The organism is Streptomyces sp. bgisy100, from assembly GCF_057709105.1.
On record NZ_JBYITE010000070.1, the window covers coordinates 1 to 26,241 of the forward strand.

General features: G+C 69.6%; 21 protein-coding genes, 2 pseudogenes and 6 riboswitches. Of the genes and pseudogenes, 7 read left to right on the forward strand and 16 right to left on the reverse strand.

The window, feature by feature from the left end:
• From AC3EQ1_RS29335 to AC3EQ1_RS29350, 4 genes are all read right to left on the reverse strand, one after another.
• Positions 1 to 305, reverse strand: a 305-nt coding sequence (locus AC3EQ1_RS29335; RefSeq protein ID WP_432097348.1) for a MerR family transcriptional regulator, incomplete at its 3' end; no start/stop codon positions are given.
• 44 nt (positions 306 to 349) lie between these two features.
• A complete protein-coding gene (locus tag AC3EQ1_RS29340) occupies positions 350 to 859 on the reverse strand; it encodes a VOC family protein (RefSeq protein ID WP_432097349.1) in 510 nt (169 codons plus the stop codon).
• 127 nt (positions 860 to 986) lie between these two features.
• Positions 987 to 1,193, reverse strand: a complete 207-nt coding sequence (locus AC3EQ1_RS29345; RefSeq protein ID WP_432097350.1) for a DUF397 domain-containing protein — start codon at positions 1,191 to 1,193, stop codon at positions 987 to 989.
• Positions 1,190 to 2,026 carry a helix-turn-helix domain-containing protein gene (locus tag AC3EQ1_RS29350; RefSeq protein ID WP_432097351.1) on the reverse strand — a complete coding sequence of 279 codons (837 nt, stop codon included), beginning with the start codon at positions 2,024 to 2,026 and terminating at the stop codon, positions 1,190 to 1,192. Before AC3EQ1_RS29350 ends, AC3EQ1_RS29345 begins: the two co-directional genes overlap by 4 nt.
• 293 nt (positions 2,027 to 2,319) lie before the next feature.
• Here AC3EQ1_RS29350 and AC3EQ1_RS29355 point away from each other — a divergent pair, with 293 nt between their 5' ends.
• The 4 genes from AC3EQ1_RS29355 (at position 2,320) to AC3EQ1_RS29370 (ending at position 5,196) form a co-directional block, all read left to right on the forward strand.
• Positions 2,320 to 2,853 (forward strand): PadR family transcriptional regulator, encoded by a 534-nt coding sequence (locus tag AC3EQ1_RS29355; RefSeq protein ID WP_432097367.1) that lies wholly within the window; start codon positions 2,320 to 2,322, stop codon positions 2,851 to 2,853.
• An 80-nt stretch (positions 2,854 to 2,933) separates the two neighbouring features.
• On the forward strand, positions 2,934 to 3,362 hold the full coding sequence (locus AC3EQ1_RS29360; RefSeq protein ID WP_432097352.1) for a PPOX class F420-dependent oxidoreductase: 429 nt from the start codon (positions 2,934 to 2,936) through the stop codon (positions 3,360 to 3,362).
• Positions 3,363 to 3,883: 521 nt separating this feature from the next.
• The gene (locus AC3EQ1_RS29365) at positions 3,884 to 4,306 is read left to right on the forward strand and encodes a DUF2000 domain-containing protein (protein ID WP_432097353.1); all 423 of its coding nucleotides are present in this window, start codon (positions 3,884 to 3,886) and stop codon (positions 4,304 to 4,306) included.
• 221 nt (positions 4,307 to 4,527) lie between these two features.
• Positions 4,528 to 5,196 carry a DUF998 domain-containing protein gene (locus AC3EQ1_RS29370; protein WP_432097354.1) on the forward strand — a complete coding sequence of 223 codons (669 nt, stop codon included), beginning with the start codon at positions 4,528 to 4,530 and terminating at the stop codon, positions 5,194 to 5,196.
• 42 nt (positions 5,197 to 5,238) lie between these two features.
• Here AC3EQ1_RS29370 and ppk2 read toward each other — a convergent pair whose 3' ends face one another.
• Complete coding sequence (gene ppk2, locus AC3EQ1_RS29375) at positions 5,239 to 6,024, reverse strand: polyphosphate kinase 2 (protein ID WP_432097355.1); 786 nt, start codon at positions 6,022 to 6,024, stop codon at positions 5,239 to 5,241.
• Positions 6,025 to 6,364: 340 nt separating this feature from the next.
• On the opposite strand from ppk2, the gene AC3EQ1_RS29380 reads away from it, so the two are divergent.
• Positions 6,365 to 8,233, forward strand: a complete 1,869-nt coding sequence (locus AC3EQ1_RS29380) for a phospholipid carrier-dependent glycosyltransferase (RefSeq protein ID WP_432097356.1) — start codon at positions 6,365 to 6,367, stop codon at positions 8,231 to 8,233.
• A 204-nt stretch (positions 8,234 to 8,437) separates the two neighbouring features.
• Here AC3EQ1_RS29380 and AC3EQ1_RS29385 read toward each other — a convergent pair whose 3' ends face one another.
• The 11 genes and pseudogenes from AC3EQ1_RS29385 to gcvP form a co-directional block, all read right to left on the reverse strand.
• On the reverse strand, positions 8,438 to 8,842 hold the full coding sequence (locus tag AC3EQ1_RS29385) for a DUF6896 domain-containing protein (RefSeq protein ID WP_432097357.1): 405 nt from the start codon (positions 8,840 to 8,842) through the stop codon (positions 8,438 to 8,440).
• Positions 8,839 to 11,670 (reverse strand): annotated as a pseudogene (locus AC3EQ1_RS29390) (polymorphic toxin-type HINT domain-containing protein); the annotation flags it as partial. The gene AC3EQ1_RS29385 and the pseudogene AC3EQ1_RS29390, both read right to left, overlap by 4 nt.
• Positions 11,671 to 11,756: 86 nt before the next feature.
• Positions 11,757 to 12,152, reverse strand: coding sequence for a DUF5958 family protein (locus AC3EQ1_RS29395; RefSeq protein WP_432097358.1), 396 nt, complete (start codon positions 12,150 to 12,152; stop codon positions 11,757 to 11,759).
• Between the two features lie 155 nt (positions 12,153 to 12,307).
• On the reverse strand, positions 12,308 to 12,661 hold the full coding sequence (locus tag AC3EQ1_RS29400) for a hypothetical protein (RefSeq protein WP_432097359.1): 354 nt from the start codon (positions 12,659 to 12,661) through the stop codon (positions 12,308 to 12,310).
• Positions 12,662 to 13,010: 349 nt separating this feature from the next.
• The gene (gene lpdA, locus AC3EQ1_RS29405; protein ID WP_432097360.1) at positions 13,011 to 14,492 is read right to left on the reverse strand and encodes a dihydrolipoyl dehydrogenase; all 1,482 of its coding nucleotides are present in this window, start codon (positions 14,490 to 14,492) and stop codon (positions 13,011 to 13,013) included.
• Positions 14,493 to 14,633: 141 nt separating this feature from the next.
• Positions 14,634 to 15,506 carry a formyltetrahydrofolate deformylase gene (gene purU / locus AC3EQ1_RS29410; RefSeq protein WP_432097368.1) on the reverse strand — a complete coding sequence of 291 codons (873 nt, stop codon included), beginning with the start codon at positions 15,504 to 15,506 and terminating at the stop codon, positions 14,634 to 14,636.
• Positions 15,507 to 15,579: 73 nt separating this feature from the next.
• Entirely contained in the window at positions 15,580 to 16,515 is a 936-nt protein-coding gene (gene lipA / locus AC3EQ1_RS29415; protein WP_432097361.1) for a lipoyl synthase, read from the reverse strand.
• A gap of 1 nt (position 16,516) precedes the next feature.
• A pseudogene (locus AC3EQ1_RS29420) lies at positions 16,517 to 16,753 on the reverse strand (serine hydroxymethyltransferase); the annotation flags it as partial.
• Positions 16,754 to 16,775: 22 nt separating this feature from the next.
• Entirely contained in the window at positions 16,776 to 17,150 is a 375-nt protein-coding gene (gene gcvH, locus AC3EQ1_RS29425; RefSeq protein ID WP_432097362.1) for a glycine cleavage system protein GcvH, read from the reverse strand.
• A 144-nt stretch (positions 17,151 to 17,294) separates the two neighbouring features.
• On the reverse strand, positions 17,295 to 18,467 hold the full coding sequence (locus AC3EQ1_RS29430; RefSeq protein ID WP_432097363.1) for a glycine cleavage T C-terminal barrel domain-containing protein: 1,173 nt from the start codon (positions 18,465 to 18,467) through the stop codon (positions 17,295 to 17,297).
• A gap of 171 nt (positions 18,468 to 18,638) precedes the next feature.
• Positions 18,639 to 21,509 (reverse strand): aminomethyl-transferring glycine dehydrogenase, encoded by a 2,871-nt coding sequence (gcvP, locus tag AC3EQ1_RS29435; protein ID WP_432097364.1) that lies wholly within the window; start codon positions 21,507 to 21,509, stop codon positions 18,639 to 18,641.
• Between the two features lie 52 nt (positions 21,510 to 21,561).
• A riboswitch (glycine riboswitch) is annotated at positions 21,562 to 21,659 on the reverse strand.
• A riboswitch (glycine riboswitch) is annotated at positions 21,660 to 21,754 on the reverse strand.
• Positions 21,755 to 22,166: 412 nt separating this feature from the next.
• Positions 22,167 to 22,251: riboswitch (glycine riboswitch) on the reverse strand.
• Between the two features lie 5 nt (positions 22,252 to 22,256).
• Positions 22,257 to 22,352, reverse strand: a riboswitch (glycine riboswitch).
• Between the two features lie 241 nt (positions 22,353 to 22,593).
• A riboswitch (glycine riboswitch) is annotated at positions 22,594 to 22,690 on the forward strand.
• A riboswitch (glycine riboswitch) is annotated at positions 22,691 to 22,780 on the forward strand. It begins immediately after the preceding riboswitch.
• A gap of 414 nt (positions 22,781 to 23,194) precedes the next feature.
• On the opposite strand from gcvP, the gene cycA reads away from it, so the two are divergent.
• Together cycA and AC3EQ1_RS29445 are read left to right on the forward strand one after the other, a co-directional pair.
• Positions 23,195 to 24,679: a D-serine/D-alanine/glycine transporter gene (gene cycA, locus AC3EQ1_RS29440; RefSeq protein WP_432097365.1), complete on the forward strand. Its 1,485-nt coding sequence runs from the start codon at positions 23,195 to 23,197 to the stop codon at positions 24,677 to 24,679.
• Between the two features lie 498 nt (positions 24,680 to 25,177).
• Positions 25,178 to 26,143: a trypsin-like serine peptidase gene (locus AC3EQ1_RS29445; RefSeq protein ID WP_432097366.1), complete on the forward strand. Its 966-nt coding sequence runs from the start codon at positions 25,178 to 25,180 to the stop codon at positions 26,141 to 26,143.
• Positions 26,144 to 26,241: the final 98 nt, after the last annotated feature.

Genomic DNA, 26,241 nt, shown 5'->3' on the forward strand with positions numbered 1-26,241 from the left:
CCCCCCCCCCCTCCCCCCCCCCCCCCCCCCCCCCCCCCCCCCACGGTCGGGTCCACCGCCTGGGCCTGGAGCAGATCCCGAATGGCGTCGAGCGGGAGACCGAGCTCGCGGTACACGACCGCACGCTGGAGACGCGCGATGTCCGTGGCGGTGTAGAGGCGGTATCCGCCGTGCGTCCGCAGTGACGGGGAGGCCAGGCCGATCTCGTCCCAGTGGTGCAGGGTGCGCACGGTGACGCCCAGCCGCGACGCCGCCCGACCGACGGTCATCCCGGAGGTCTCGGCGGCGTCCACGGGCAGGCTCATGCCTCACATTCTCCCATCAGCGCTCGTCATGACTTCGGCGATCGTCATGACTTCGGAGGAGTGATGCCGACCGCTGCCAGATCGCGGGCCTCCTGGCTCTCAGGATCGAAGGGCTTGGCGGCAGTGAGGATCACCCGCGCGTTCTCCGGCGTGACCACCTCGACGTCAACGGTGTTCCAGGGGGTGTGCCTCGGGCCTTCGGTGCAACCCGGCCGCAGCGCCTCGCAGGCCTCGACGATCCGGTCGATCTCGCTGAGTACGCACGAGAAGCTCACGCTCGCCGCCGGCGTCGACGTCACCTTGTCGGTCGCGGGCACCAGAAGCGCGTCCTGGAAGGCCCACCGCCGCAGGTGGGTGACCTGATCGGGGATGCTGAACAGATCGATGAACCCGAATCCGTTGACCCAGAAGTCCACCGACGCGGCCAGGTCCGGTGTCGGGATCGTGACGAACATCGGCATCCCGTAGATGCCCTGGAACGGCTCCGGCGGAACCGCATCCACCGCTGGGTCAGGGACAGGGCTGATCTCGAAGGCGTTGTAGTAGTCGCTCATGACTGAAGCCTGAACCCTCACGCAACGTGAGGGTCAAGCCGCGGCCTCAGGCGGCGGCAGCAGCGAACGACGGCGCCCCGGCTGCCGGTTCCCACCGGCCGCTGGGGCGCCACGTCACCACCAAGCCTCAGCCCCGCGCGACGAACTCCACGAACGCCGCCCACTCATCCACGGCGAACGACAGCATCGGCCCGGACCTGTCCTTCGAATCCCGCACATGCACAGCACCCGGCCGGGCAGCCACCTCCACGCACTGGCCGCCCTCGCCACTGCTGTGGCTGCTCTTGAACCAGACGAGCCCGTGCATGGTTCCGATGGCCTCTTCCATGGTCATCCATCTCCCAGCAACTTCTCGACGAAGGCCAGCGACTCACGTGGCGTGAGGGCCTGAGCCCGGATGATTCCATACTGTGCTTGCAGTTCCCGTACCTTCTCGCGCTCTGTTTGCAGACGGCCCACGTTCTGGACCTCCACGTATGCGACGCTCCGTTGAGCTGTGGTCTCGATCAGAGTGAACGGCCCCGCCAGTCCGGCGTGCTCCTCCCGACTCGTGGGCATCACCTGAATCTCGACGTTGCGCTTGAGACCGATCTCCACGAGGTGCGCCCACTGCTCTCGGAGGACGGCTGCACCTCCCACGGGACGTAGTAACGCCGCCTCTTCGATCACGAAACTCATCAATGGCGCGGGACGGCGGTCCATCACCTCCTGCCGCGCCAGCCGCGCCGTCACCCGCTGCTCGATCGTCTCCTCGTCCAGCAACGGCCTCCGCATCGAGAACACCGCTCGGGCGTACTCGTCCGTCTGCAACAGCCCGTTCACGATGTGGGTGTCGTAGACGTGCAGCTCCACCGCCTCCGCCTCCAGCCGCGCTGCGTCGCGGAAGAAGGCCGGGTACCGCGTCCGGGCCACTTCTTCCTTCATCGCCACCAGCACCCCGCCCGCCGCCAGCACCTCGTCCGCCGTGTCGATGAGGAAGGGCTTGGGGATTCTCCGGCCCTGCTCGACCGCCGAGACCTGGTCCTCGCCGTACCCCAGGCGAGCACCCAGTTCGGCCTGTGTCAGCCCCGCCTTCTCCCGGAAGAGTTTCAACTGCCTGCCGAAGCACCGGAGAAAGGCTCCCGAGCCGTCTCCGTCCGGTTGCTCCGGTCGCCCTGTACCGGCCAACGTCGCACCTCCGTCGTACCCGTGTCGTCGGACCACGCCCCCGCCCTCCTGCACCAAGGCCCGCGCAGCCCCTCGATGACCGGATTCGACGGCCACCTCAAGGACCAACGAACGTCCCCGGCACGGACACGGCCGACAGCCCCGACAGGAATCCCCTCGGCCCACGACAAGGAGCACTCGCCGCGTTTCGCGCCCCTGCCTGCTTCCAGAGCGGCCGGGACTCCGTGGGACTCCGCCATAAGTCGAATCGACATATGGCGTTTCGACGCTCTACGCTGTGCGCCATGTCCGGCATGTTGGATCTCGCCGTCCTGGGCTTCCTTCACGAAGCTCCCCTGCACGGCTACGAGTTGCGCACCCGTATCGCCCGGCTGACCGGGCACGCCCGCGTCATCAGCCACGGCACGCTCTACCCGGCCATCAAGCGCATGGAGCGGGCCGGGCTGCTCCGGCGCGAGTCGCAGCCGGGCGCGGCTGCCGCGCCGCGCCACATGCTGAGCCTTACCGAGGACGGCGAACGGGCACTGCAGGACGTGCTGCGGGAGCCCGACGAGCCGTTCATCACCGACGAGAATCGCTGGTTCACCCTGCTCGCGTTCCTCCGCCATCTGCCGGACCCCGCCGCGCAGGCGGACGTACTGAGCCGGCGGCTCGCGTTCCTGGAGGAACCGAGCAGCTTCTTCTACCAGGGGGACCGGCCACTGCGCGCCGAGGACGTCGACGACCCGTTCCGCCGCGGGGTGCTCACCATCGCCCGGGCGACCTCCCGGGCGGAACGGGCCTGGCTGGCGGACACACTGACCGGACTCCGGGCGCAGCAGAGCTGAGACCGGTGTCGGCACCGGCACCGGCACCGGCACCGGCACCGGCAGGCAGCGACACAACGAGGAGTGGCACCGTGCAGCCCATGACCGACACCGAGTGGCAGGCGTTCGTCCTTGCCGGAACCCGCACCGGGAAGCTGGCGACGAACCGTAAGGACGGCCGCCCCCATGTGACCCCGGTGTGGTTCCTCCTCGACGACTCGGACGCCCCGACCCGTGTCGTCTTCTCCACCTGGCACCAGTCGATGAAGTACACCGCACTCCGCCGGGAGCCCCGTTTCTCGCTCTGTGTGGACGACCAGGAGGCGCCGTACAGCTACGTCATGCTGGAGTGCACCGCCGAGTTCACCGACGACCCGGACGAGATGCGCACCTGGGCCACCCGCATCGGCGGCCGCTACATGGGCCAGGAGAATGCCACCGCATACGGCGAACGCAACTCGGTGCCCGGCGAATGGCTGGTACGTGCCCGCATCGACCGGGTCATCGCCTTCCACGGCATCGCGGACTGACCGACGCGCACGACACCGCACGCGCGGAGGCCTCCGAAGGTGCGGGTCCGGGAACCGGGGACAGACGAAGAGGTGCGGCCGACACCGGCCGCACTGTTGAGCCACAACTCACGTACTCGCCAAGGACATTGAAGACGCGCAGCGGAAGGCACCTACCACTCCTCCCGGGCGTTCCGGATGAGTTGCGCCCCATGGGAATGCCATGTCTCAGATGCTGGGCGCGCGTTGACGCACTCCCTCACGCCGACTTCCATGATCACTACACGGACACCGCACCAGACCGCGCCGTGAGGGGAAATGCTGGGGCAGGTCGCGTTCTTCACATGCCGTTCCGATGTGGGCCGACGCGCCCCACACGCGCAACGCCCCGGGGCGGACACCCGAAACGGGCGACGCGCCATCACGACCTGAGGCGCACGGGGAACGCCTTCGGTCGGCTTCCCGGGCCGCGCGAGGCGCCAAGACCGGGTGCGGGCTCCACCGCAGGCACCGCTTCACCGAACTCGAGAGCAAGGAACGCCATGCATCGTGATGTCACCACCAGCAAGTGCGTGATCGTCGTCAACAGCGCATTGCCGACCGGTCTGATCCTGAACGCGGCCTCGGTCACCTCCCTCACCCTGGGACAGCAGGTGCCCGAACTGATCGGCACGGATGTCAAGGACGCCGATGGCGGTGTGCACCTGGGCATCACCTTCATTCCGGTACCGATTCTCCAGTCCACCGCCGAGGACCTCTCGCGGATCCACCAGGAGGCGGGGTCCGACCCGGAGGCCGTGGTCGTGGGCTTCAGTGACCTGGCCCAGTCCTCCCGCACCTACGAGGAGTACGGCGAGCGCATGGCCACCACGCCCGCGCAGGAGCTGACGTATGCCGCGGTGGGAATCTTCGGTCCGAAGAAGCTGGTCAACCGCCTGACCGGCAGCCTGCCCCTGATGCGCTGACCTCCCGTGCCGGCTCCCCTGCTCGCCACCTCCCCCAAAGGAGCCGGCAAGACCCCGGTCCGCGGTCCCGATCACGAGGGACCCTCCTTCGCTCGTCTCAGCGATGTGCGGCCCGCCGCCGGCTGGAAAGTTGGGTCCGGCCGGCCGGACAGGCCGCACGGGCACGGATGTTCCGCGCCGACGGAACATCCGGGACGGACGGAACAGAGGGAGTGGACGACATGCGCACCAGAATCGGCGCCGTCGCGTGGGTCGTGGGGACCGTGCAGTTCCTCGTCGTGCAACTGGTGGTGGCGGCAGCCTGGCGCACCCCGTACAGCTGGGGCAGCAACAACATCAGTGATCTGGGAAACGTCCACTGCCAGGTCTGGGACACCTCACGTCCGCGCTATGTGTGCTCACCGCTGCACAGCATGATGAATGTGTCCTTCGCCGTCCACGGGGCGTTGTTGCTGGCCGGCATCCTCCTGACCGGCTCCTGCTGGGGCCGCGGAGGGGTCGCCCGGACCGCCCGGATCCTGTGCGGCACCGGCGGAGCCGCGTTCGTCGTGGTGGGTCTGGTCCCCGCGGACGTCGACGAGAACCTGCACGTCCTGGCCGCCTTGTTCATCATGGGCGTCGGCAACGTCGGACTGCTCTGTGCCGGATTCGTCCGCCGGGACTCCCTCTTCGGCCGGCTGCGCCCGGTGAGCCTGCTCGCGGGTGCGGTCGCGGTGCTCTCGGCCGGCCTGTTCTTCGCACAGCTGGATCCCGGGATCGGCCTCGGGGGCATGGAACGGGTGGCGGTGTTCACGCTCGATGCCTGGGCGCTCGTCATGGCCGTGGCCATCCGGCGCAGCCGTGGGGACGCCACCGTGCCGGCCTCCCGGGACACTGTCGCCCAGGCCTGAGCCGCGTAACCATCACCCGTGCGGAACGCACCCCGGGAGCAGTCAGCGCATGAGCCCCGCCGCGTGGTCCGGTACGTACGTCTGCAGGTCGCGCGGCGGGCGCTGATAGCCGGTGGACGGCGGACGCGGCGGCAGTTCCAGCGTCGCACTCGGCACCGCCCGGTACGGCACGGTCGACAGCAGGTGGGCCATCATGTTGAGGCGTGCCCTGCGCTTGTCGTCGCTCTCCACGACGTACCAGGGGGCCTCGGCGGTGTCGGTGTGCACGAACATGTCGTCCTTGGCCCGCGAGTACGCCTCCCACCGGGTGATGGACTCCAGGTCCATGGCGGAGAGCTTCCAGCGCCGCGCGGGATCCTTCAGCCGCCGCCGGAAGCGCTCCTCCTGCACCCTGTCGCTCACCGAGAACCAGTACTTCCGCAGCAGGATCCCGTCCTCGATCAGCATCCGCTCGAAGATGGGGCACTGCCGCAGGAAGAGCTGGTGTTCCTCGGGGGTGCAGAAGCCCATGACGTGCTCCACGCCGGCGCGGTTGTACCAGCTGCGGTCGAACAGCACGATCTCCCCGGCCGCTGGCAGATGTTCCACATACCGCTGGAAGTACCACTGCCCCCGCTCCCGCTCCGTGGGCCGGGGCAGCGCGACGATACGGGCCACCCGGGGGTTGAGCTGCTCGGTGACCCGCTTGATGGTGCCGCCCTTCCCGGCCGCGTCCCGCCCCTCGAAGACGACGACCAGCCGGGCGCCCTCGGACCGTACCCACTCCTGCAGCATCACCAGCTCGGTCTGCAGCCGGATCAGCTCACGCTCGTAGACCGGTCGGGGCACCTTCGCCGGCGGGCTCCCCGGAGCCCCGGAATCCCCGCCGCGGGCGCGGCGCCCGGGGTCGTCACCGCCTGACTTCTCGCCCACTGTCCCGCCTCCCGAGGTCTGTCGCTGCCTGAGGTCTTCCTGCTGCCCGACTGTCTGCTGCCCGAGATCTGTCTGCCGCCCGAGGTCGCTCGTGCAGCTCGTTCCGCGGGCCCCCACGCACGCGGCAAACGAGCCTCACGCGCAGAGCAGCCGGACACCGCTGAACGATTCCGCACGGATCGTCCGTATCACAGGTCGTGCCGTCCGTTCCGGACGACACCCAGGGCGCTGCCGGACACACCGGGGTACGGGGACAATGACGCACGAACACCACACGGTCGTCGGTCCGGACACCCCTGAACCAGCCGCGAGCCCGGAACTGACGGGGCCGGGTACGCCGCCCGCGCCGTCCGCTCCTTCTCGTTCCGGCCCGGCGGTGTCGGAGGGGTGGACGGACCTGCGGGCTCTGCTGCGTCGGCACCGGCGCCCGCTGTTCGTCCTCGCGGTCGTCGCCCTGCTCGCCCAGATGGCGGTCGCCATGGTGTCGACGGCCGTGGAGCAGACACCGACCATCGACGAACCGGTGTACGTGGGCACCGCCGCGGTCTACCTGCACCAGCACAGCCTGCGGTACAACCCCGAGCATCCCCCGCTGGGCAAACTGATCATCGCCTCCGGCCTGACCTTCGGCGAGGCGCGGCTCGACACCGGCTTCACCGGGAACCAGACCGAGCTCGGACGACACCTGCTGTACGAGTCGGGCAATGACCCGCAGCGCCTGCTGCTGCGGGCCCGCCTGCCGGTGATCGTGGCGACGCTGCTGTTCGGGCTGGTCGTACTGGCCTTCGCCCGCGATCTCGCCGGTCCGGTCAGCGGACTGTGCGCGCTCGCCCTGTACGCCTTCTCCCCCGACGTCATCGCGCACGGCTCCCTGGCCACCCTCGACGTCCCGGCGGCCGGCTTCCTGCTGACGGCGGTGTGGTCGCTGTGGCGGGCGCGGCAACACCGGCTCCTGCTCCATCTGGCGCTCGCGGGCGCGGCGCTGGGTGCGGCGCTGGCGACGAAGATGAGCACCTTGGCGGCCGTGCCGGTGCTGCTCGTGCTGACCGTCGTGTCGGTCCGGCACGCCTGCCGGCGACGTCACGGCCGTCAGCATCCGCCGTCAGAACCGCCCGGGGGCGTGCGGCATGCCATACGAGGGGCCGCACGGGAGGCGCTACGGGATTCCGGACGCGAGGCCGCACGGGAGTCGATAAGGAAACTCGCGCTCGGTGCGGCAGCGGCGCTCGGGGTGGCCCTGGTCGCCGTCGCCGTGGTGTGGGCCGCCTATCTCGTGGTCGACCCGCGGCTGCGCTGGACGCCGCCGGCCGACCTGCCCGCCATTCGGGGGCTGCGCGGGCTCGTCGCCGGTCTGCTGCCGTTCCCCGAGCCGTACCGGGACGGCATGCTCATCCAGTTCGGCTTCGAGTACGCGCACTGGAGCGGCTTCCTGTTCGGCCGGCACTACGACGGTTCGCTCTGGTACTACCTGCCGGCCGCGCTGCTGGTGAAGACACCGCTCGGAATGCTCGCACTGTGGGCGGCCGGGTCCACCGCCATGCTGACCATCCGGCGACTGCGGCCCGCGGCACCGTATGTACTCCTTCCCGCGGCCGTCCTGCTGGCCGCGGCTCTCCACTCCTCCCGCGACCTCGGCGTCCGGTACGCGGTCTTCCTGCCGATGCTGCTGGCGGTGGCGGCAGCGGCCGTATGCGCGTCACGACGCCGGTGGGCCCATGGCGCGGCGGCGGCACTGACCCTGTGCGTCGCGGTCAGCTCCCTGCGGACGTACCCGTACTACCTGCCGTACTCCAACGAGGCCTTCGGCGGCCCGGCCGGCACGCACCGGCAGCTGCACGACTCCAACGTCGACTGGGGCCAGGACCTGGGACGGCTGGCCGACCGCCTCCAACAGCGCTACCGGGGCGAGCGGATCTGGCTCGTCTACAAGGGCAGCGGCGTGCCCGCCTTCTACGGCATCCACGCGTCCAACCCGCTCAAGGCCCCCGCGCACCAGGTCCGCGGGCTGCTCGTGGTGTCGGACTCCTCGCTCGCCAAGGCCGATGGCCGGCTGGCACGACTGATCGAGAGCAGCGAACCCGTCGACGACGTGGGCCACTCCATCACCATCTTCCGCCGGAGGTGAGGCCGGCCCCGGCGCCTCGATCAGGCGACGGGGGCAGCGGGGCCCGTTCACGCAGCATCGACCGGGTGCCCGTCAGATGACCTGGTCAGAAGGGGTGATCGGGCCACGTGATCAAGATGTGTGGGGCCAGGAGAGGCCTTGCCACCCTTGAGCGCCGCCGTGAGGAACCGCTGCGTCATATCGGCAGCAAACCAGGGGATGGCGCTACTCAACTGCCGAAAACCATCCGCTGCGCGGCTCAGACAAACGTCCGAGCGAAACCAGTTTTCTGCACGCGGCAACGATTTCATCCAAGCTTTCCGAGGATTCCTCGCCGAGACTTACCGAAAGCCTCCTGATCCTCCAGGCATCAAAGACTTCCGTCCCTTCCTCTAGGAAGTCCACGTCAACCTCGGCTCCACTGGCCTCAACGAAAAGGCATCCAGAACCGTGGACGTTGTATTCAACACTTCCCTGGATGCGCCCGGCCTTCTCCAGGGATCGCGACCGATACAGGTGGAGGATGCTAGCCAGCCCCTGACCACCCGGGTGACAGCGCTGAACAGCGCTGCGCACCCGGGAGAGGGCCTGCAAGTACGCCTCGACTTCCCTCAAAGGCTGGCCTGTCATCGATACCCCGGTCTCTTGTACTTGTTCACTAGGCGGTCCGGCCCTACCTCAGCCCAAGCAGTTGTGATGTCATCGGCACTCCCGGGATATCTGGCACGAATGTCAGCATCCGAAAGCACCCGATACGGCACGCCAATCCCTGCACGCTTCGCCGCAGCAATACGGTGGTGGCCGTCCAGGACGTACAGGTCATCCCCGATCTTCGCCACGGATATCGGATCACCCTGCCAGCCATTCTCCTTCATTGAAGCAGTCAGCGAATCGACGTTCCTCTTGGACGCGTTTCCTGACAGAGCCTCCGTACGCCTGAAGCTGTGCGCATCCGCACTTCCACAAATTCCATTCGAATTGTGAACGAGGACTGGCGTCTCCCCCGCCAGCACATAGTACGTGTGCACGTCGGACACCGTGAGGTTGCGGACCGTGGCCTGCTGTGCCCATTTCTTGACCGCTGTGATCTCAACCCGGGTGCCGGCCGAAGTGCGGAGCCACTGGCCGGTGCGGAGATCGCTGGCGTCGATCCAGGCGTGGAGTTCGGGGACCCAGAAGGGGTGTCCGTCTGTCGCCGTAACCGAGGCGGTCCTGCTGCCCTTGTCTCCGTCGAGGTCAAGAGTGAGTCTGACGAGGTGTTTGAGGCCCTTGCCCTTGATCTCGGCAGTGACCGTTTTGATGGTGGTCTTGCCGGTCTTGGGGTCGGTGGCGATGACCTTGTCACCGATCTCGACGTCCTCGATGGGTTTCGTCGTGCCGTCGGCCATCAGCACTTCGGTGTCCGGGGTGAAACTGTTGCACGCTTTGAGGACCTTGAGGCCCTTGAACGCGCGGGCCCACGGCAGGTCAAGGGCAGCTGTCCCACACGCCTTGGCGCTCTTCCCGCTGAGACAGCTCTTCCACGCATCGGCGTCCGGGGCGACCAGGCTGATCGCAACCGCGGTGACCGCCTTCTCGAAGGCGGTCTGCTCGTAGTTCACCAGCCCGATCGCCTCGGCGGCGGAGCAGAAGCCCTTGGTCCCTTGCACCCCCGAGTCGCACTTCCCCTGTGCCCATCTCTGGAGCTGCTCCTTGCTTTCGTACCCGGGGAAGCGAATCGCCAGTTCGCGGGCGGCCGGGATCCTGATGCCCTCCAGCCATAGCTCGCCCTTCTTCTGTGTGATGCTGATCGTCCGCCCGGGACGGTAGGAGCTGCCGCTGCCCGACCAGGATCGGGACGGAGAGTGGGACTGCGGGTAGAGGCGGCCGCCGGTGTCGTAGCAGCCTTCCGTGGTGCAGCCGGGGCCGTGGCTCGCGGTCCATCGGTTGTTGTCGCCGTCGGCGCTGCAGCCGTCACAGAAGAGCCCGCTGGGATCGGAGCCGGTGACCGGGTTGTTGTTGGCGTAGGCGTAGCCGTTGATCTGCTGGGGGTCGGTCAGGTCCATGACCGAGTCGACGGACAGGAAGCGGCCGGTGGTGGGGTCGTATTCCCGTGCGCCCAGGTGGGTGAGGCCGGTGGCCTTGGTGTCGTCGGTCCCGCCGACGAAGCCCTTGGTGCCCGGCCAGGCCTTCGGCTCCTCGCCGCGGAGTTCACCGAAGGGAAGGGTGCGGCGCTGGGTGAGCTTCTGGGAGGCGGCGTCGACGGCGAGTTGTCCGGTGCCGTGGTGGTCGGCGAGCGTGATGGAGACGCTGCCGTCGTCCTGCTGCACGGCCTGGTGGCCGCCGCCGAGGTCGATGTAGCGGGTGGCTTTCGGTGTGGACGACCCCTTGGGCAGCGTGATCTCGGTGGCGCCCAGGTAGAGGGTGGTTTCGGTGGGGGTGCGGCCGATGAGTCGGTTGCCGTCGGCGTCGTAGAGGTACTCGGTGACCTTGTCGGCTCCGCCCTCGACCGGTTCGGTCACCTTCGACAGGCGCCCCTCGGGGTCCCACTGAAGGGACTGGGTGTCGCCGGCCAGCCTCCGGGTCGTGGTGTTGCCGCTTTCGTCGTATCCGAAGGTGTCCTCGGCGGTTCCGCTCGGCCCCGTGGCCTTGACGGAGGTCAGCGTGTGCGGCTGGGGGCTGCCCGGGGCGGGGTAGCCATAGGTGCGCTTGGTGTTCTTGGCAGGATCGCCCGAGGGGTCGTGGAGGGTCTCGGTACTGCGATTGCCGACCTTGTCGTACGTGTAGGAGGACCAGTAGGCGGCCGGACCGCCCAGGACACCGCCGCTGGGGGTGGAGGCGCACTCCTTGCCGCCCTGAGTCCACGCTTCGGTCAGGCGCCGCAGATAGTCGTAGGTGAAGCACTGGTTGTCGATGCCGGAGCGGGAACCGTCCGCTATCGACAGCACATTGCCCATCTGGTCATAGCGGTAGGTGCTGTGCTGGTCGACGCCCGCCACGTCCTGACGGTCCACCCGCGCGGTGGCCAGACGCTGCGTGCCCCATTCGTAGGTGTTGGTGGCCCAGGTCTTCTTGCCGCCGCCGCTGGAGAGTTCGTACTGCTGCGGTTTGCCGGTGAGGCTGTACAGGGTGCTGGACGTGACTCCCTGGCTGCCGTCGACGGTGACGGGGCGCAGGGTCGCGTCTTCGTAGGTGTAGGCCATGCTTGCCGCCGGCAGGGATCCTGCCCTGACCTTGCCGTTGGTGTCGGTCTGGCTCAGCGGCAAGCCGCGCAGCACGTCACGCGTGGTGGTCGTGGTCTGTGCGGTGGCCGCATCGCCGGTCTTTGCGGGCGGCGAGGTCACCTTGGCGCTGGTGGGAAACCCCGTGGCGGGGGTATAGGCGGTTGTGGTCGTGCGGCCGTCGGTCCGGGCGGTGCGCTTGAGAGCTCCGGATGCGGTAACGGTGACGTCGGCCGTCAGGTCGGTGCTGGTGAGCACCCGGCCGTAGGAGTCGTAGGTGGAACCGGAATCCGTCTACAGGAATCCTCGACATCATCCGCTGACCGAGCCGGGGACATTCACAGTTACGACAGGTTGTGCCAGGCATGGGTGCAAGACCCCCGGCACTGTGTCTCCCTCCGGCGCGTGTCGGTCACCGCGAAGGTGGACATCAGGACGCGGAACGCTTTCAGGTATTCCTGCTGCGGCAAGCCTGCGATCTTCCCTATGCGTTCGAGTATCGGCTCCCGAACGATGAGTACCGCAGGGGTCATGGTCGCCTTGACTCCTGACTTTTCGAGGCCCTTACGCCCGTCTTCCACAGTGACATGCGCCTGCATCAGATAGAGGACGATCTCATGCAGAGCAGATTCCTGCTGCTCCAGCCCCAATGCGGAGAACCACTCCACCCCCTCTTCCAGGCTGCGCAGCTCCTGGGCAACCTCATTGATCATCCGTTCCGAGGCTCGTAATTCGACCACGACTACCTCCCCCTGAGCTCGGAAACCACGTAGGGCCGGCTCCCACCCGATCGCCTGCACCGTTCGACATTCGGATGGCATCTTCGGCTGAAGCCCCGGGCACGTCCACTGCCACCGTCACCCTCCCAACGCCTCAAGGGCATCAGCAGAGCCCACTACTTCTTCGAGAGTGTCGAAATCCCGCTCAGCGCAAGGGAGAAGATCCGGGCAAACGCCTTCCGAATGTCCGGGTCTCGATCGAGTCGTTTCAGTGATGCGAACCTCGCCGGGGCGAGATCGATCGTGGCGACTCCGCCGGTGCTGCCGCCATCCAAGGACGAGAGCAGCAGGAGGCATCGGTACGTCCGCACAGTCTCATCTTGCTCCTCGCGCATCAGCGACTGAAGGAGCACAGGTTCTTCCTTGACCTGGCTGCGGAGCTCGTCCACCGATGTCCATCGAGTCGCCCAGCCTTGCTCCTCCGCCTCCAACTGAATCTCAAGCAGCTCATGGAAACTGATCTGACTCACGCAAAAGTCGGCGTCCTTCGAATGAATTATGGGCATCTGATCGCTACTCCCAGCCATGGACGTCGATTCGGATTGGCGTCTCCGGGTCGATACGCCGGTCGCTGCCCCTTACTCAGGGTTCGTCCCAACGATGATGACCTCCATCAGCACTGACCGGTTGCCAGGACAATACCGGGCAGATTCTGCAGGCCGACTGTCGCGACAATCCCCTGGTTGCCCGCGCGTTGATCAGCCGTGCCGCAGGTTCGACGTTCCGCCCATCGGCCGGCTGCGGGACACGTGTCGTGTGCCGTCCACCGGTGCAGGTAGCGCCGCCCCGACCTGAGGGCAGCGGCACCTCGTACGGCGCTCACCGCCTCCCCGGAGAAGGCGCCATGTGCAGGGGAAGGCCCAAGGCGGCCATGGCGGCCTCCATCGTTGCCTCGCCGAGGGTCGGGTGGGCGTGCACCGTCTCGGTGAGCGTGGTGAGTGTCGCTCCGTGGGTCAGGGCCAGGGCCGCCTCGGCGATGAGGTCGCTTGCGCCGGGGCCGATGATGTGCGTGCCGAGTACCTTGCCGCCGGACCGCTCGGCGACGACCTTGACCAGGCCCTCCGTGGCGCCGTAGGCGTGGGCACGGCCCAGGGCGGCGAACGGGAAGCGGGCGGTCGTGACGTCGTGGCCCGCCGCTATGGCCTCCGCCTCGGTGAGGCCCACGGCGGCCACTTCGGGGTGGGTGAACGTCGCCGCGGGCACAGCGTCGTAGGCGATGCGGTCGTCGTGGCCGCAGATCGCGGCTGCCGCGACGAGTGCCTGGTGGGAGGCGACGTGCGCCAGTTGCAGCCGGCCGGTCACGTCGCCGATGGCGTGGATGTGCGGGACGTTGGTGCGCAGCTGGTCGGTGACCGGGAGGTAGCCGCGTTCGTCGGTGCGCACGCCCGCCGTGTCCAGGTCGAGGGCCTCGGTGTTGGGCCGTCGGCCGACGCCGAACAGGACCGTATCGGCGGGCACGGTCTCGGCGGGCCGGCCGTCCGCTGCGGTGAGGTGGACCTCCAGTGAGGTGTCGCCGGAGCCCTCGCCGATCTCCGTGACCGTGTGGCCGGTCAGGACGCGGATGCCGCGCTTGGCGAAGGAGCGGGTGAGGGCGCGGCCGATGTCCCGGTCCGCGGCGGGCAGGAGAGTGGGCATCATCTCGACGACCGTGACGTGCGCGCCGAAGGCGTGGAACATGCTCGCCCACTCGGCGCCGACCGCGCTCCCGCCGACCACGAGCACCCGGGAGGGGACCTGCCGCAGCAGGAACGCCCCGTCCGAGGTGACCACCCCGGGCAGGTCCGCACCGGGTACGGCCGGCACGACGGGCTTGGATCCGGTGGCGACGACGATGTGGTCGGCGGTGAGGTGTTCGCGGGCGGCGCCCTGGTCCGGCGGCGCCGCGTACAGCGGCCCGTCGCCGCCGAGAGGGGCGGGCCCGACCTCGTGCACGGCGACGGTGTGGGCGTCCAGGAAGCGGGCGTGGCCGGACACCACGGTCACGTCATTGGCCTTGAGAAGCCGGGCGATTCCGTCCGTCAGTGTGCGCACGATGCGGTCCTTGCGCTGGAGGACCGTCGAGTAGTCCAGCCGGACGTCGTCGGCGAGGACACCGAACTCTCCGGCGCCGCGTACGGTCTCCAGGACCTCGGCGGAGCGCAGCATCGCCTTGGTCGGAATGCAGCCCCAGTTCAGGCACACCCCGCCGGGGCGCTCCTTGTCCACCAGGGCGACCTTCCGGCCCAGTTGTGCGGCACGGATGGCGGCGACGTAGCCGCCGGGGCCGCCGCCGATGACGAGAACGTCGAAGTGCTGGTTCATGGTGTGCTCTTTTCGGTCTTCTCAAGGGAGTGGGGAGGAGGCAGGGAGGGGGAGCCCTGCTGGGAGCGGCCCCGGCGTTCGCCCTGTCACCGACAGGACGTGCGGGCGCGGTGCGAGTGTGGTGAAGCGCCGGGTGTCGGCTCAGCGGAGGACGACGGTGCGGTCGCCGTTGAGCAGCACGCGGTGCTCGGTGTGCCATGCGACCGCGCGGGCCAGCACCTGGGCCTCGACCTCCCGGCCGACGGTGGCCAGGTGGTCCGGGTCGTGTGCGTGGTCGACGCGGATGACGTCCTGTTCGATGATCGGGCCCTCGTCGAGGTCCGGGGTGACGTAGTGCGCCGTGGCTCCGACCAGCTTCACGCCGCGCTCGTGGGCCTGGTGGTACGGCTTGGCGCCCTTGAAGCTCGGCAGGAAGGAATGGTGAATGTTGATGGCCCGGCCGTCGAGTCGCTTGCACAGGTCGCCGGAGAGGATCTGCATGTAGCGGGCCAGTACCACCAGGTCGACGTCCAGTTCGTCGACCAGCTCCATCAGCCGCGCCTCGGCCTCGTCCTTCGTCCGCGGTGTCACCGGGATGTGATGGAAGGGGATGCCGTGGTACTCGGCGAGTGGTTCCGCGTCGCGGTGGTTGGAGACGATCGCCGGGACGTCGATGTTCAGGGTGCCCGTGCCCGCGCGGAAGAGCAGGTCGTTCAGGCAGTGGCCGTACTGCGACACCATGATCAGTGTGCGGGTGGGAGTCGACGCGTGGTGCAGTTGCCAGCTGATTCCCCACGCCTCCGCCACAGGCCCGAACCCCGAACGCAGCTGTTCCGGCGTGGTGTTCGGGTCGGAGACGGCGAAGTGCACGCGCATGAAGAAGCGGTCCTGCCGCCGGTCGTCGAACTGCCGGCTTTCGAGGATGTTGCCGGAGTGCCGGACGAGGAAGCCGCTGACGGCGTGGACGAGACCCGCCCGGCCGGGGCAGGAGAGAGTGAGGACGAAGTCGCGGTCGGGTTGCGGGCGAGGGGACATGGGATTCCGGGCCTCCGGGTACGGCGACGTGCGTCCTCCCGAGGGGATCACCGTCATGGACACGAGTGGCTCCTCATCTCTCGCGTGCCTGCTGGTAGAGCCGTCCGGCGCGGTAGGAGGAACGGACCAGGGGCCCGGACAGCACTCCCGCGAAGCCGATCTCCTCGGCCTCTTCCCGGAGTTCGACGAACTCCTCGGGACGGACCCACCGGTCCACCGGGTGGTGCCGTGCCGAGGGGCGCAGGTACTGGGTGATGGTGATCAGGTCGCAGCCGGCGGCGTGCAGGTCGGCCAGCGCGGTGGAGATCTCCGCCCGGGTCTCCCCCAGGCCCAGGATCAGGTTCGACTTGGTGACCAGGCCGAACTCCCGCGCCGCGGTGAGCACACCGAGCGACCGGTCGTAGCGGAACGCGGGCCGGATCCGTTTGAAGATCCGTGGCACCGTCTCCACGTTGTGGGCCAGGACCTCCGGACGGGACTCGAAGACCTGGGTCAGCAGCCCGGGGTCACCGCTGAAGTCCGGGATGAGGTTCTCCACCCCGGTGCCCGGGTTCAGCGCGTGGATCTGGCGGACCGTCTCGGCGTACAGCCAGGCGCCGCCGTCGGGCAGGTCGTCGCGGGCCACTCCGGTGATCGTGGCGTACCGCAGCTTCATCGTGGCCACCGACTCCGCCACCCGGCGCGGTTCCTCGCGGTCCAGCGCCTGCGGCCTGCCGGTGTCGATCTGACAGAAGTCGCAGCGCCGGGTGCACTGGTCACCGCCGATGAGGAAGGTGGCCTCGCGGTCCTCCCAGCACTCGAAGATGTTCGGGCATCCGGCCTCCTGGCACACGGTGTGCAGCCCTTCGGCCTGCACCTGTGCGCGCAGCGCGGTGTACTGCGGCCCCATGCTCACCCGGGTTCTCATCCACTCGGGCTTGCGCTCCACGGGCGTCCGGCTGTTGCGCACCTCCAGCCGCAGCAGCCTGCGGCCGTCGGGTGAGGCGGTGGGGGTGAGGGCGTCGCTCATGTCACAGCTCCGGGTACAGCGGGTGGGCGTCGGCGAGCTCTGCCACCCGGGACCGCAGCTCGGCGGCGAGGCCCGGTGTGTGCGCCGGTTTCAGGGCCTCGGCGATGATGTCGGCGACCGCGGCGAACGCGGCCTCCTCGAAGCCGCGGGCGGCCGGCGCCGGCGTACCGATCCGCAGCCCCGAGGTCACCATCGGCGGGCGCGGGTCGTTCGGTACGGCGTTGCGGTTGACCGTGAGCCGACGGTCGAGGACCGACATGTCACGCTCCTTCCGTGAGTGCCGCGTAGGCGGTGGCGTCCAGCAGGTCCGGCGTACCGGTGATCCGCATGCGGAAGAGCCAGCCCGCTCCGTACGGGTCGGAGTTGACCAGCCCGGGGTCGGTCACGGCGGCTTCGTTGATCTCGACGACCTCGCCGTCCGCGGGAGCGAACAGGTCGCTCACGGACTTGGTCGACTCGATCTCTCCGCACGTCTCGCCGGCCGTGATCGTCGTGCCGACGGCGGGCAGGTCGAGGTACACGACATCGCCGAGCGCGTCGGAGGCGTGGGCGGTGACACCGACGGTCGACACGTTGCCCTCGCTCGCGATCCATTCGTGGTCGCGGGTGTAGTGCAGGTCGGGGGGCAGGCTCATGAGCTGTTTCTCCTGTGGTGGTGGTCAGGCGTGGGCGGTGGTGCGTCAGGCGGGTGCGGTGGCGGTCAGGCGTTGGTGATGCTGATCAGGCGTAGGTGGTGCTGATCAGGTCGGGCGGCGGTGATCAGGCGTAAGTGGTGCTGATCAGGCCGGGCGACGGTGGAAGGGCAGCTCGACGACCCGGGCGTGCTCGTGGCCGCCCCGGATGTCGACGAGCACCTCGGTGCCGGGAGCGCTGCGGTCGGTCCGCAGGTAGGCCAGGGCCACGGGGTGGCCGAGGGTGGGCGACAGCGCGCCCGAGGTGACCTCGCCGATGTGCTCACCGGTGTCCGGAGCGAGGACGGCGCAACCGGTGCGCGGAGCACGTCGCCCCGTCGAGGCCAGCCCGACCAGCACGCGGGTCGGCCCCTGGTCGCGAAGGGCGGCCAGCGCGGCCTCGCCGACGAACCCGCCGGGCTTCCCGAATGTCACTGCGTGGCCCAGCCCCGCTTCGAACGGCGTGGTGCGGGCGGTGAGTTCCCGCCCGCACGACGGCGTCCCGGCCTCCAGGCGCAGCGTGTAACGGCCGGCCAGGCCGCAGGGGAGGAGACCGTGCCGCGTGCCCGCCGCGCTGAGGGCCCGCCAGAGGGCCTCGGCGTCCGCGGGGCGGCAGTGGATCCCGAAGCCGTCCTCGCCGATGCCCCCGGTGCCGCCGGTGCTGCCAGTGCCGCCGGTCTTGCCAGTGCCGCCAGTTCCCCCGATGCCGCCCGTGCCACCGGTGCGAGCGAGCAGCACCTCGCGGTCGGCCAGCCGCGCCGGGGTGATGGCGTTGTGCTCCAGCGACACCACGTCCCTGTCGGCCACTTCGCCGACGATCTCCGGGGACGCCGGGCCCTGGACGGCGATCAGGGCCCGGTCTCCGGACGCGTTCCGGATCGTGGCGGCGTAGCCGTCGACCCGGTCACGCAGTTGGGAGAGCACGACCATCGCGTTTCCGGCGTTGGCCACGATGAGATAGCGCGTCTCGGCCAGGCGGTGGACGACGAGGTCGTCGAGGACTCCGCCGGTCTCGTGGACCAGCACGGTGGAGCACCCCCGGCCGACGGCGATCCTCGACGGCTGTCCGGCCAGGGCGTGGTCGAGGGCTCGCCCCGCCTCGGGGCCGGACACCTCGACCTCTCCCAGGTGGGTGAGGTCGAAGAGGCCGGCGGTGGTCCGTACGGCGTGGTGCTCGGCGAGCTCGGAGGTGTAGCGCAGGGGCATGGACCAGCCACCGCAGTCGGTGAACGTCGCACCGAGCTCCGTGTGGACGGCGTGCAGGGGTGTCTTCTTCGACATGGTGCTTCCTCTTCGGACCGTGACCGGCCGGATCGGGGCTCGGACCGTGCCCCGGCCGGATCAGGACTCGGTCCGTGACCGGCCGGTGCAGGACTCGGACGGTGACCGGCCGAGGCAAGACGCGGACCGTGACCGGTCAGGTCAGGTCAGGTCAGGTCAGGTCAGGTCAGGTCAGGACGCGAACGCTTCGGGAGGCGGGCAGGAGCAGACCAGGTTGCGGTCGCCGTGCACCTGGTCGACCCGGCCGACCGGCGGCCAGTACTTGTCGGACGTGGCACCCGCCGGGAAGGCGGCCCGCTCGCGCGAATAGGCGCGGGTCCACTCGCCGGCGATCGCGGCGGCGGTGTGCGGCGCGTGCCGCAGCGGGCTGTCCTCCAGGGACCAGACCCCCTGCTCCACCAGGCCGATCTCCGCACGGATGGCGATCATCGCCTCGCAGAAGCGGTCCAGTTCGGCGAGGGTTTCGCTCTCCGTCGGCTCGACCATCAGCGTGCCGGGGACCGGGAAGCTCATCGTCGGCGCGTGGAAACCGTGGTCGATGAGCCGCTTGGCGATGTCGTCGACCGTCACCCCCGTGGCGGCGGTGAGGGGGCGCACATCGAGGATGCACTCGTGCGCGACAAGGCCCGACTCCCCGGCGTACAGCACGGGGAAGTGCGGCGCGAGGCGGCGGGCCACGTAGTTGGCGCTCAGCACGGCCGTCCGGGTGGCCTCGGCCAGCCCCTCCGCTCCCATCATCCGGATGTAGGCCCACGGGATCGGCAGGATGCCGGCGCTGCCGAACGGTGCGGCGCTCACCGCCCCGATCCCGTCGCGGCGCCCGGTGTCGGGGTGCAGCGGGTGGGTGGGCAGGTACGGCGCGAGGTGTGCGGCCACCGCGACCGGGCCGACCCCCGGCCCGCCGCCACCGTGCGGGATGCAGAACGTCTTGTGCAGATTGAGGTGGGACACATCGCCACCGAAATCGCCGGGCCTGGCGACTCCGAGCAGCGCGTTGAGGTTGGCGCCGTCGACGTAGACCTGTCCGCCGTGCTCGTGCACCAGCTCGCAGAGCCGGGTGATGCCGTCCTCGTAGACGCCGTGCGTGGAGGGGTAGGTGACCATGATGGCTGCCAGGTCGTCGGAGTGCCGCGTGCACTTCGCCGCGAGGTCGTCGAGATCGACCGTGCCGTCGGGCCGCGACGCCACCACGACGACGCGCATCCCGGCCATGGCGGCGGAGGCGGCGTTGGTGCCGTGTGCGCTGGCCGGGATCAGGCACACATCGCGTCCGGCCCGGCCGTTCGCCTCGTGGTAGCGGCGGATCGCCAGGAGGCCGGCGAGTTCGCCCTGCGAGCCGGCGTTCGGCTGGACGGAGACCTTGGTGTACCCGGTGACCTCGGCCAGCCAGGTCTCCAGCTGTTCGACCAGTGCCAGGTACCCGACGGCGTCGGTGAGGGGCGCGAAGGGGTGCAGGTCGGCGAAGCCGGGCCAACTGACCGGCTCCATCTCCGTGGTCGCGTTGAGCTTCATCGTGCAGGACCCGAGCGGGATCATCCCGCGGTCCAGCGCGAAGTCACGGTCGGAGAGCTTGCGCAGATAGCGCAGCATCGCGGTCTCCGAGCGGTGCCGGTGGAACACCGGGTGGGTGAGGAAGGGGGACGTGCGCCGCAGGTCCTCCGGTAGGGCCGTCGGAGTGTCGGCCGCCGGCCGGTCCGCGGCGTCCCCCACCTCGTCCCCCACCGCGCCGGAGGCGGCGAACACGCGGCGGACATGGTCCGGGGAGGTGGCCTCGGAGCAGGAGACGCCGACGTGGTCGCCGTCCACCAGCCGCAGCAGCAGCCCTCGGTCGTGCGCGGCCGCAACGATCTCCTCGGCGCGGCCGGGGACCCGTACGAGCAGGGTGTCGAAGAACTCCCGGTGCACCACCGTGACCCCGCTGTCCCGCAGACCCGCGGCGATGAGCGTGGCGTGCCGGTGCGTCCGTCGGGCGATCGCGGTCAGGCCGTCGGGGCCGTGGTAGACGGCGTACATCGAGGCGACCACGGCGAGCAGGACCTGCGCCGTGCAGATGTTGGAGGTCGCCTTGTCGCGGCGGATGTGCTGCTCGCGGGTCTGCAGCGCCAAGCGGTACGCCGGCCGGCCGGCGTTGTCCACGGACACGCCCACGAGCCGGCCGGGCAGGTGGCGTTCGAGCCCTTCACGGACCGCGATGTAGCCCGCGTGCGGCCCGCCGTGGAACAGCGGGACACCGAACCGCTGGGACGAGCCCACGACGATGTCGGCACCGTACTCCCCCGGCGGTACGAGCAGCGTGAGCGCCAGCAGGTCGGCGGCCACCGTGACCAGCGCCCCACGCTCCCGCGCCGCGGCGGTCACCCGGCGCAGGTCGCGGACGGCTCCCGAGCAGCCGGGGTAGGACAGCACCACCCCGAAGAAGTCGTCCTCCGGGAGCGGTTCGGCGACGTCGATCTCGACGACCTCGACGCCGACCGCGGCGGCACGCGTGCGCAGGACGTCGAGGGTCTGCGGCAGGGTGTCGCGGTCGACCAGGACGCGGGGGCGGCCCTTGCGGGCGACGCGACGCATGACCGTGACGGCCTCGGCGACCGCCGTGCCCTCGTCGAGCAGCGACGCGTTGGCGGTCGGCAGTCCGGTGAGGTCTCCGACCATGGTCTGGAAGTTGATCAGTGCTTCGAGCCGGCCCTGGCTGATCTCCGGCTGGTAGGGCGTGTAGGCGGTGTACCACGACGGGTCCTCCAGCACGTTGCGCCGGATCACGGCGGGTGTGGTGGTCGCGTGGTAGCCCAGTCCGTTCATCGGGACGGCCACGGTGTTCCGGTCCGCGAGCTCCTGCAGTTCGGAGCGTGCCTCGGACTCGGTGGCGGCGGGCGGCAGGTTCAGGCCGGACGTGCTCCGGATGCCGCTCGGGACGGCGGCGTCGATGAGGGCGGCGAGCGTCGGATAGCCGACTTCGGCCAGCATCCTGGTGCGGTCGGCGTCGTCGACACCGATGTGACGGGTGACGAACGCACCCGGCGCGGAGGACTCGGGAAAGGTCATGGTGGGAGGCTCCCTGTGGGGGCACCGCGATCGCGGTGCCGTGGACGGGCGGCCTCCCCGCTCTGTCATCGGTACCTGAGAGCTTCACCACCGGGTCGGGCGGTTTGCACCGTGGGCGCAGGACATGACGTCCTGTCTTTCCAGAGTCGCCTCGCCGAAGCGGTAGTTGGGCCTGAGAGATTCTGGGGAGAGTTGCTCCTTCGGCGCCCCGCCGGGATGGGCGAGGGCTCTCCCGCTTCGGTTCGAACAGCGCGATGTGGAGTTGTCGGGCCCGGCGGTGAGGCCGGGAGTACTCGGGCCCGGCGGTGAGGCCGGGGGCATGGCGGGGTCAGGGCGGTCGGCGCCCTGACGGCCCTGGTGACGGCCCGGTCAGGCCGGCCATCGGACAGGGGTGCGGAGAGCGGTCGGACGGGCCGCGCGGAGACCTATCGGGCAGGCCGTGCGGGCACCGATCGGGCAAGCCCCGCGGAGACGAGGACGCGGCCGACGCGGTTCACCGTCATGGACAGGACCGGGCCGGACGCCGACACGCTCGCGGCAGTGGCGCAGGTGATCCGGGTGTGGTCGCCGGCCGGAGCGGCGGCGGGGGAACGGCAGCCATGGAGACGTCCTCGGGTCGAGCACGGGCAGGAGCCCGCGCGGCGAGTGAGCCTCCCCCTCTGTCATGGGCCTGAGAGCTTCACCGCGGGGATGTCCGCGGCTTGCACCGTGGGCGAGACGCGTGAGCGCCTGCTTTCCAGAGTCCGCCTCCGCCACGCGGTATCGAGGCCTGAGAGTTTCCGGGGAGGATTTGCTCCTTCGGCGCCATGTCATCGGATGACGTGGCTCTCCCGCGCAGAATCGTCAGCGGTGTATGTGGTTGTCGGGTCCTTCGGGAGGCAACGTACGGGCAGCGGAACACCGCCGTCAAGGGTCTGCTCGGTGCACATGCGCGGTAACGGATCGCCCCAGGATGCCCACCCTGAGCTGCGAAAACGCCGCTCCTCACGGGCGAGCACCGTACTACTCCGAAGTAATGTCCAGCCCTCGGCCGGACCCTTGACCGGCCGTCGGCGGGGACCTAACCTCACCGCACATCGCCGTTCACCCCGGAGCGGGAGAGCACCGGATCAGCCAGATCCGGTCGCCGAAGGAGCAACACCTCCCCGGAATCTCTCAGGCATCCCTACCGCTCGGGCAGGCAACTCTGGAAAGCAGGCGCCGACGCGCCTCGCCGACGGTGCAAGCCGCGCTCAGCGCGGCGAAGCTCTCAGGCTCATGACAGAGGGGGAGGCTCACTCGGCCGCACGGGCCCCTGTCCGTGCTCGATCTTCGAGGAGCCCCTGATGGCTCTCCCGCCGCCTCTCCCCTGACCACCCCATCCACCTGCCGGTCTCCGGGCTGATCTTCGGCCTTCTCCGTGGGCCGGTTCAGCCTCCGTGCGCCCGTTCGGCCTCTGCGGGCCCGGCCCGTTCAGCCTCCGTGGGCCCGTTCGGACCCTGTCGGCCCGGCCCGTTCAGCGCTCCGTGGGCCCGTACGGCCTCCGAGGTCCCGTTCAGCGCACCGACACCGTTCCGGTCGGCTGCCGCATGTCCGCGCGCAGCCCCACCGTGCCCGCTCGCCCCACCCCGTGGGCGCGTGGTCATGCTCCGAGACACCCCCTGCCCCGTGTTCGCACGGGGTGTGAGCTCCGCGAGGTTCGCCCCATGCCTGACAGCAGTGACACCGGCTCGACCACCGGACCGGCCCGGCCGGCGGCCGGACCGACGCCCTCGCCCGAGGGCGAACAGCACCTCTCCCGCCAACTGTCCAACCGGCACATCCAGCTCATCGCGATCGGCGGTGCGATCGGGACCGGCCTGTTCATGGGGTCGGGCAAGACGATCTCGCTGGCCGGTCCCTCAGTGATCTTCGTCTACATGATCATCGGCGTGATGCTCTTCTTCGTGATGCGGGCGATGGGCGAGCTGCTGCTCTCCAACCTGCGCTACAAGTCCTTCGCCGACTTCGCGGCCGACCTGCTGGGGCCGTGGGCCGGGTTCTTCACGGGCTGGACCTACTGGTTCTGCTGGATCGTCACCGGCATCGCCGACGTCATCGCCATCTCGGGGTATGTGTCCTACTGGTGGCACGACCTGGCGTTGTGGATACCGGCCCTGGCCGCCGTCATCCTGCTGATCGCCCTGAACCTGCCCACCGTGAAGGCGTTCGGCGAGACCGAGTTCTGGTTCGCGCTGATCAAGATCGTCGCGATCCTGGCGCTGATCGTCGTCGGGTTGGTCATGGTGTTCGGCCACTTCCAGGCGCCCGGCGGTGCCGCGGCGAGCTTCTCCAACCTCTGGAACGACGGCGGGTTCTTCCCCACCGGGCCCATGGGGTTCGTCGCGGGATTCCAGATCGCGACCTTCGCCTTCGTCGGCATCGAACTGGTCGGCACCACCGCGGCCGAGGCGGAGAACCCGGAACGCAACCTGCCCAAGGCGATCAACTCGATCCCGGTGCGCGTGATGCTGTTCTACGTCGTCGCGCTGATCGTGATCATCTCGGTCACGCCCTGGCGCGAGATCAGCGCGGACCGCAGCCCGTTCGTCGTGATGTTCACGCTGGCCGGGCTGGGGATCGCCGCGTCGGCCATCAACTTCGTCGTGCTGACCTCGGCCGCCTCGTCCGCGAACTCGGGCATCTACTCCACCTCACGCATGGTCTACGGGCTGGCCCGGGAGGGCGACGCCCCGGCGCGCTTCGGCCGGCTCACCTCCAGGAAGGTGCCGGCCAACGCCCTGTTCCTCTCCGGTGTGTTCCTGCTCGCCGGTGTGGTCATGGTCGCCACGGACGACTCGATCATCGAGGCGTTCACCCTGGTGACCACCGTGTCCGCCGTGCTGTTCATGTTCGTCTGGTCGGTCATCCTGATCAGCTACCTCGTGTACCGCAGGCGCCGTCCGCATCTGCACGAGGCGTCGAGGTTCAAGATGCCCGGCGGCACCGTCATGTGCTACGTCGTGCTCGCGTTCTTCGTGTTCCTCATCTGGGCGCTGACCCAGGAAGCCGACACGCTGCAGGCCCTTCTGGTGACGCCGGTCTGGTTCGCCGTCCTCGGCATCGCGTGGGCGGGGGTACGCCGCCGCCCGCACCATGCGGCCCGTGAGGCGGCCTTCCGCTCCGAACTCCACGGCGCGCGGGAGGACTGATACGGCCACCGGATCCCGCGACCGGCACCGATCGCGAGCGCCGCTCCCGGCAGAGGGGAACGGCACTTGCCTTCGGTGCCGGTCGAGGCGGACGGCGCTCGCTCTCCGCGTGGTTACTGCCATTGCACGGCCTGCGCCGTCGGCTCGGCGCAGATCCGCTGGAGTTCCCCGGCGGCCCCACCGCACGGACATGTCGTCGTCAGCAGCGGCAGCAGGACGGGCAGTGCCTCCTGAGCCGCCTCGCGCTGCGCCCGGCCCCGGTCGTCCCGGCGTCCGGGATGTCGGCGACATCGCCCTCGTCGCGCACCACGCCCGGGGTCGCCGGGCCCGCGTGCCGGGGCGCCGGAGGCCCGGCCCCGATGCGCACCGCACATCGCCCATCAGCACACTTGTGTCATAGACCGTCAACAACGCAACCGAACAGGCTGATTCCCCCCTCTGTCCTTGCGGACCGCCGACCCCTGTCCGCGGCCGGCACCAGCCGAGGAGGCATCTGCCATGCCCCAGACATCCATGCCCCGGACGTCCACTCCCTGGACATCCGCGCCCTGGACATCCGCGTCCGTGATCCGGCGCCTTCGTGGCCGGGCCCTGGCACTCGCCGCGGCTGGTACGGCCCTCGCCCTCGCTGCTCCGATCCCGGCGACGGCCTTGGCCGGCCGGGCCCGTCCCGCCGCGGCCGACCCGGTCTCCGTCCTGTCGTACACCGCCAAGGAGCGCAAGGACGCCCTCGCTTACTGGACGCCGGCCCGAATGAAGGCCGTCGGGAAGTCCGTGGACCTCGGCCCGACCGGGCCGAAGGCCAAACCGTGGCAGGGCACCGCGATGAAGACCGTCGGGCGGCTCTTCTTCGTCAACGCGAACGGCGCCGACACCTGGTGCACGGCCACGGCCGTCAAGAGCGCCAACCGATCCGCCGTGATGACCGCGGCACACTGCGTGCGCCGGGGCTCCTCACCCCACAACACCAACATTCTGATGGTGTTCGTCCCCGGCTACAGCAAGGGCAAGGCTCCCTACGGCGCGTTCGCGGTCCGTGGCGCCGCGACCCCGCGCACCTGGGAGAACGACTCCACCGACGACCTGTCCACGCTGGTCGTCGACCCCGACAAGGGCGGCCGGAAGCTCACCGATGTCGTGGGCGGCCAGGACATCGCCTTCAACCGCCCCGTCGGCGGCACCGTCTCCGCCTTCGGCTACTCCGCGACCCGTCCGCAGCTCGGCGAGCAGCTCCTGCACTGCGTCGGCACGCCGAAGGAGAAGGATGGCCTGCAGGCCATCCCCTGCGACATGAGCGGCGGTTCCAGCGGGGGCCCGTGGCTGGCCGACTTCAACGCCACCACCGGCAAGGGCGTCCTGGTATCGGTCAACAGTGCGCTGGACTCCCTGACACCGACCGAGATGCAGGGCGAACTGCTGGGAGCGACGGCCGAGAAGGTGTACGACCGGGCCCAGAACGGCTGACGCCGGACGTCCGCCCCGGGCCGGGCGACCGATCGCCACACCGGCAGGCGTCACCACGGGGGCGGGCGGGCAGCGTGCAGGACCCCATGGCCCGGCCG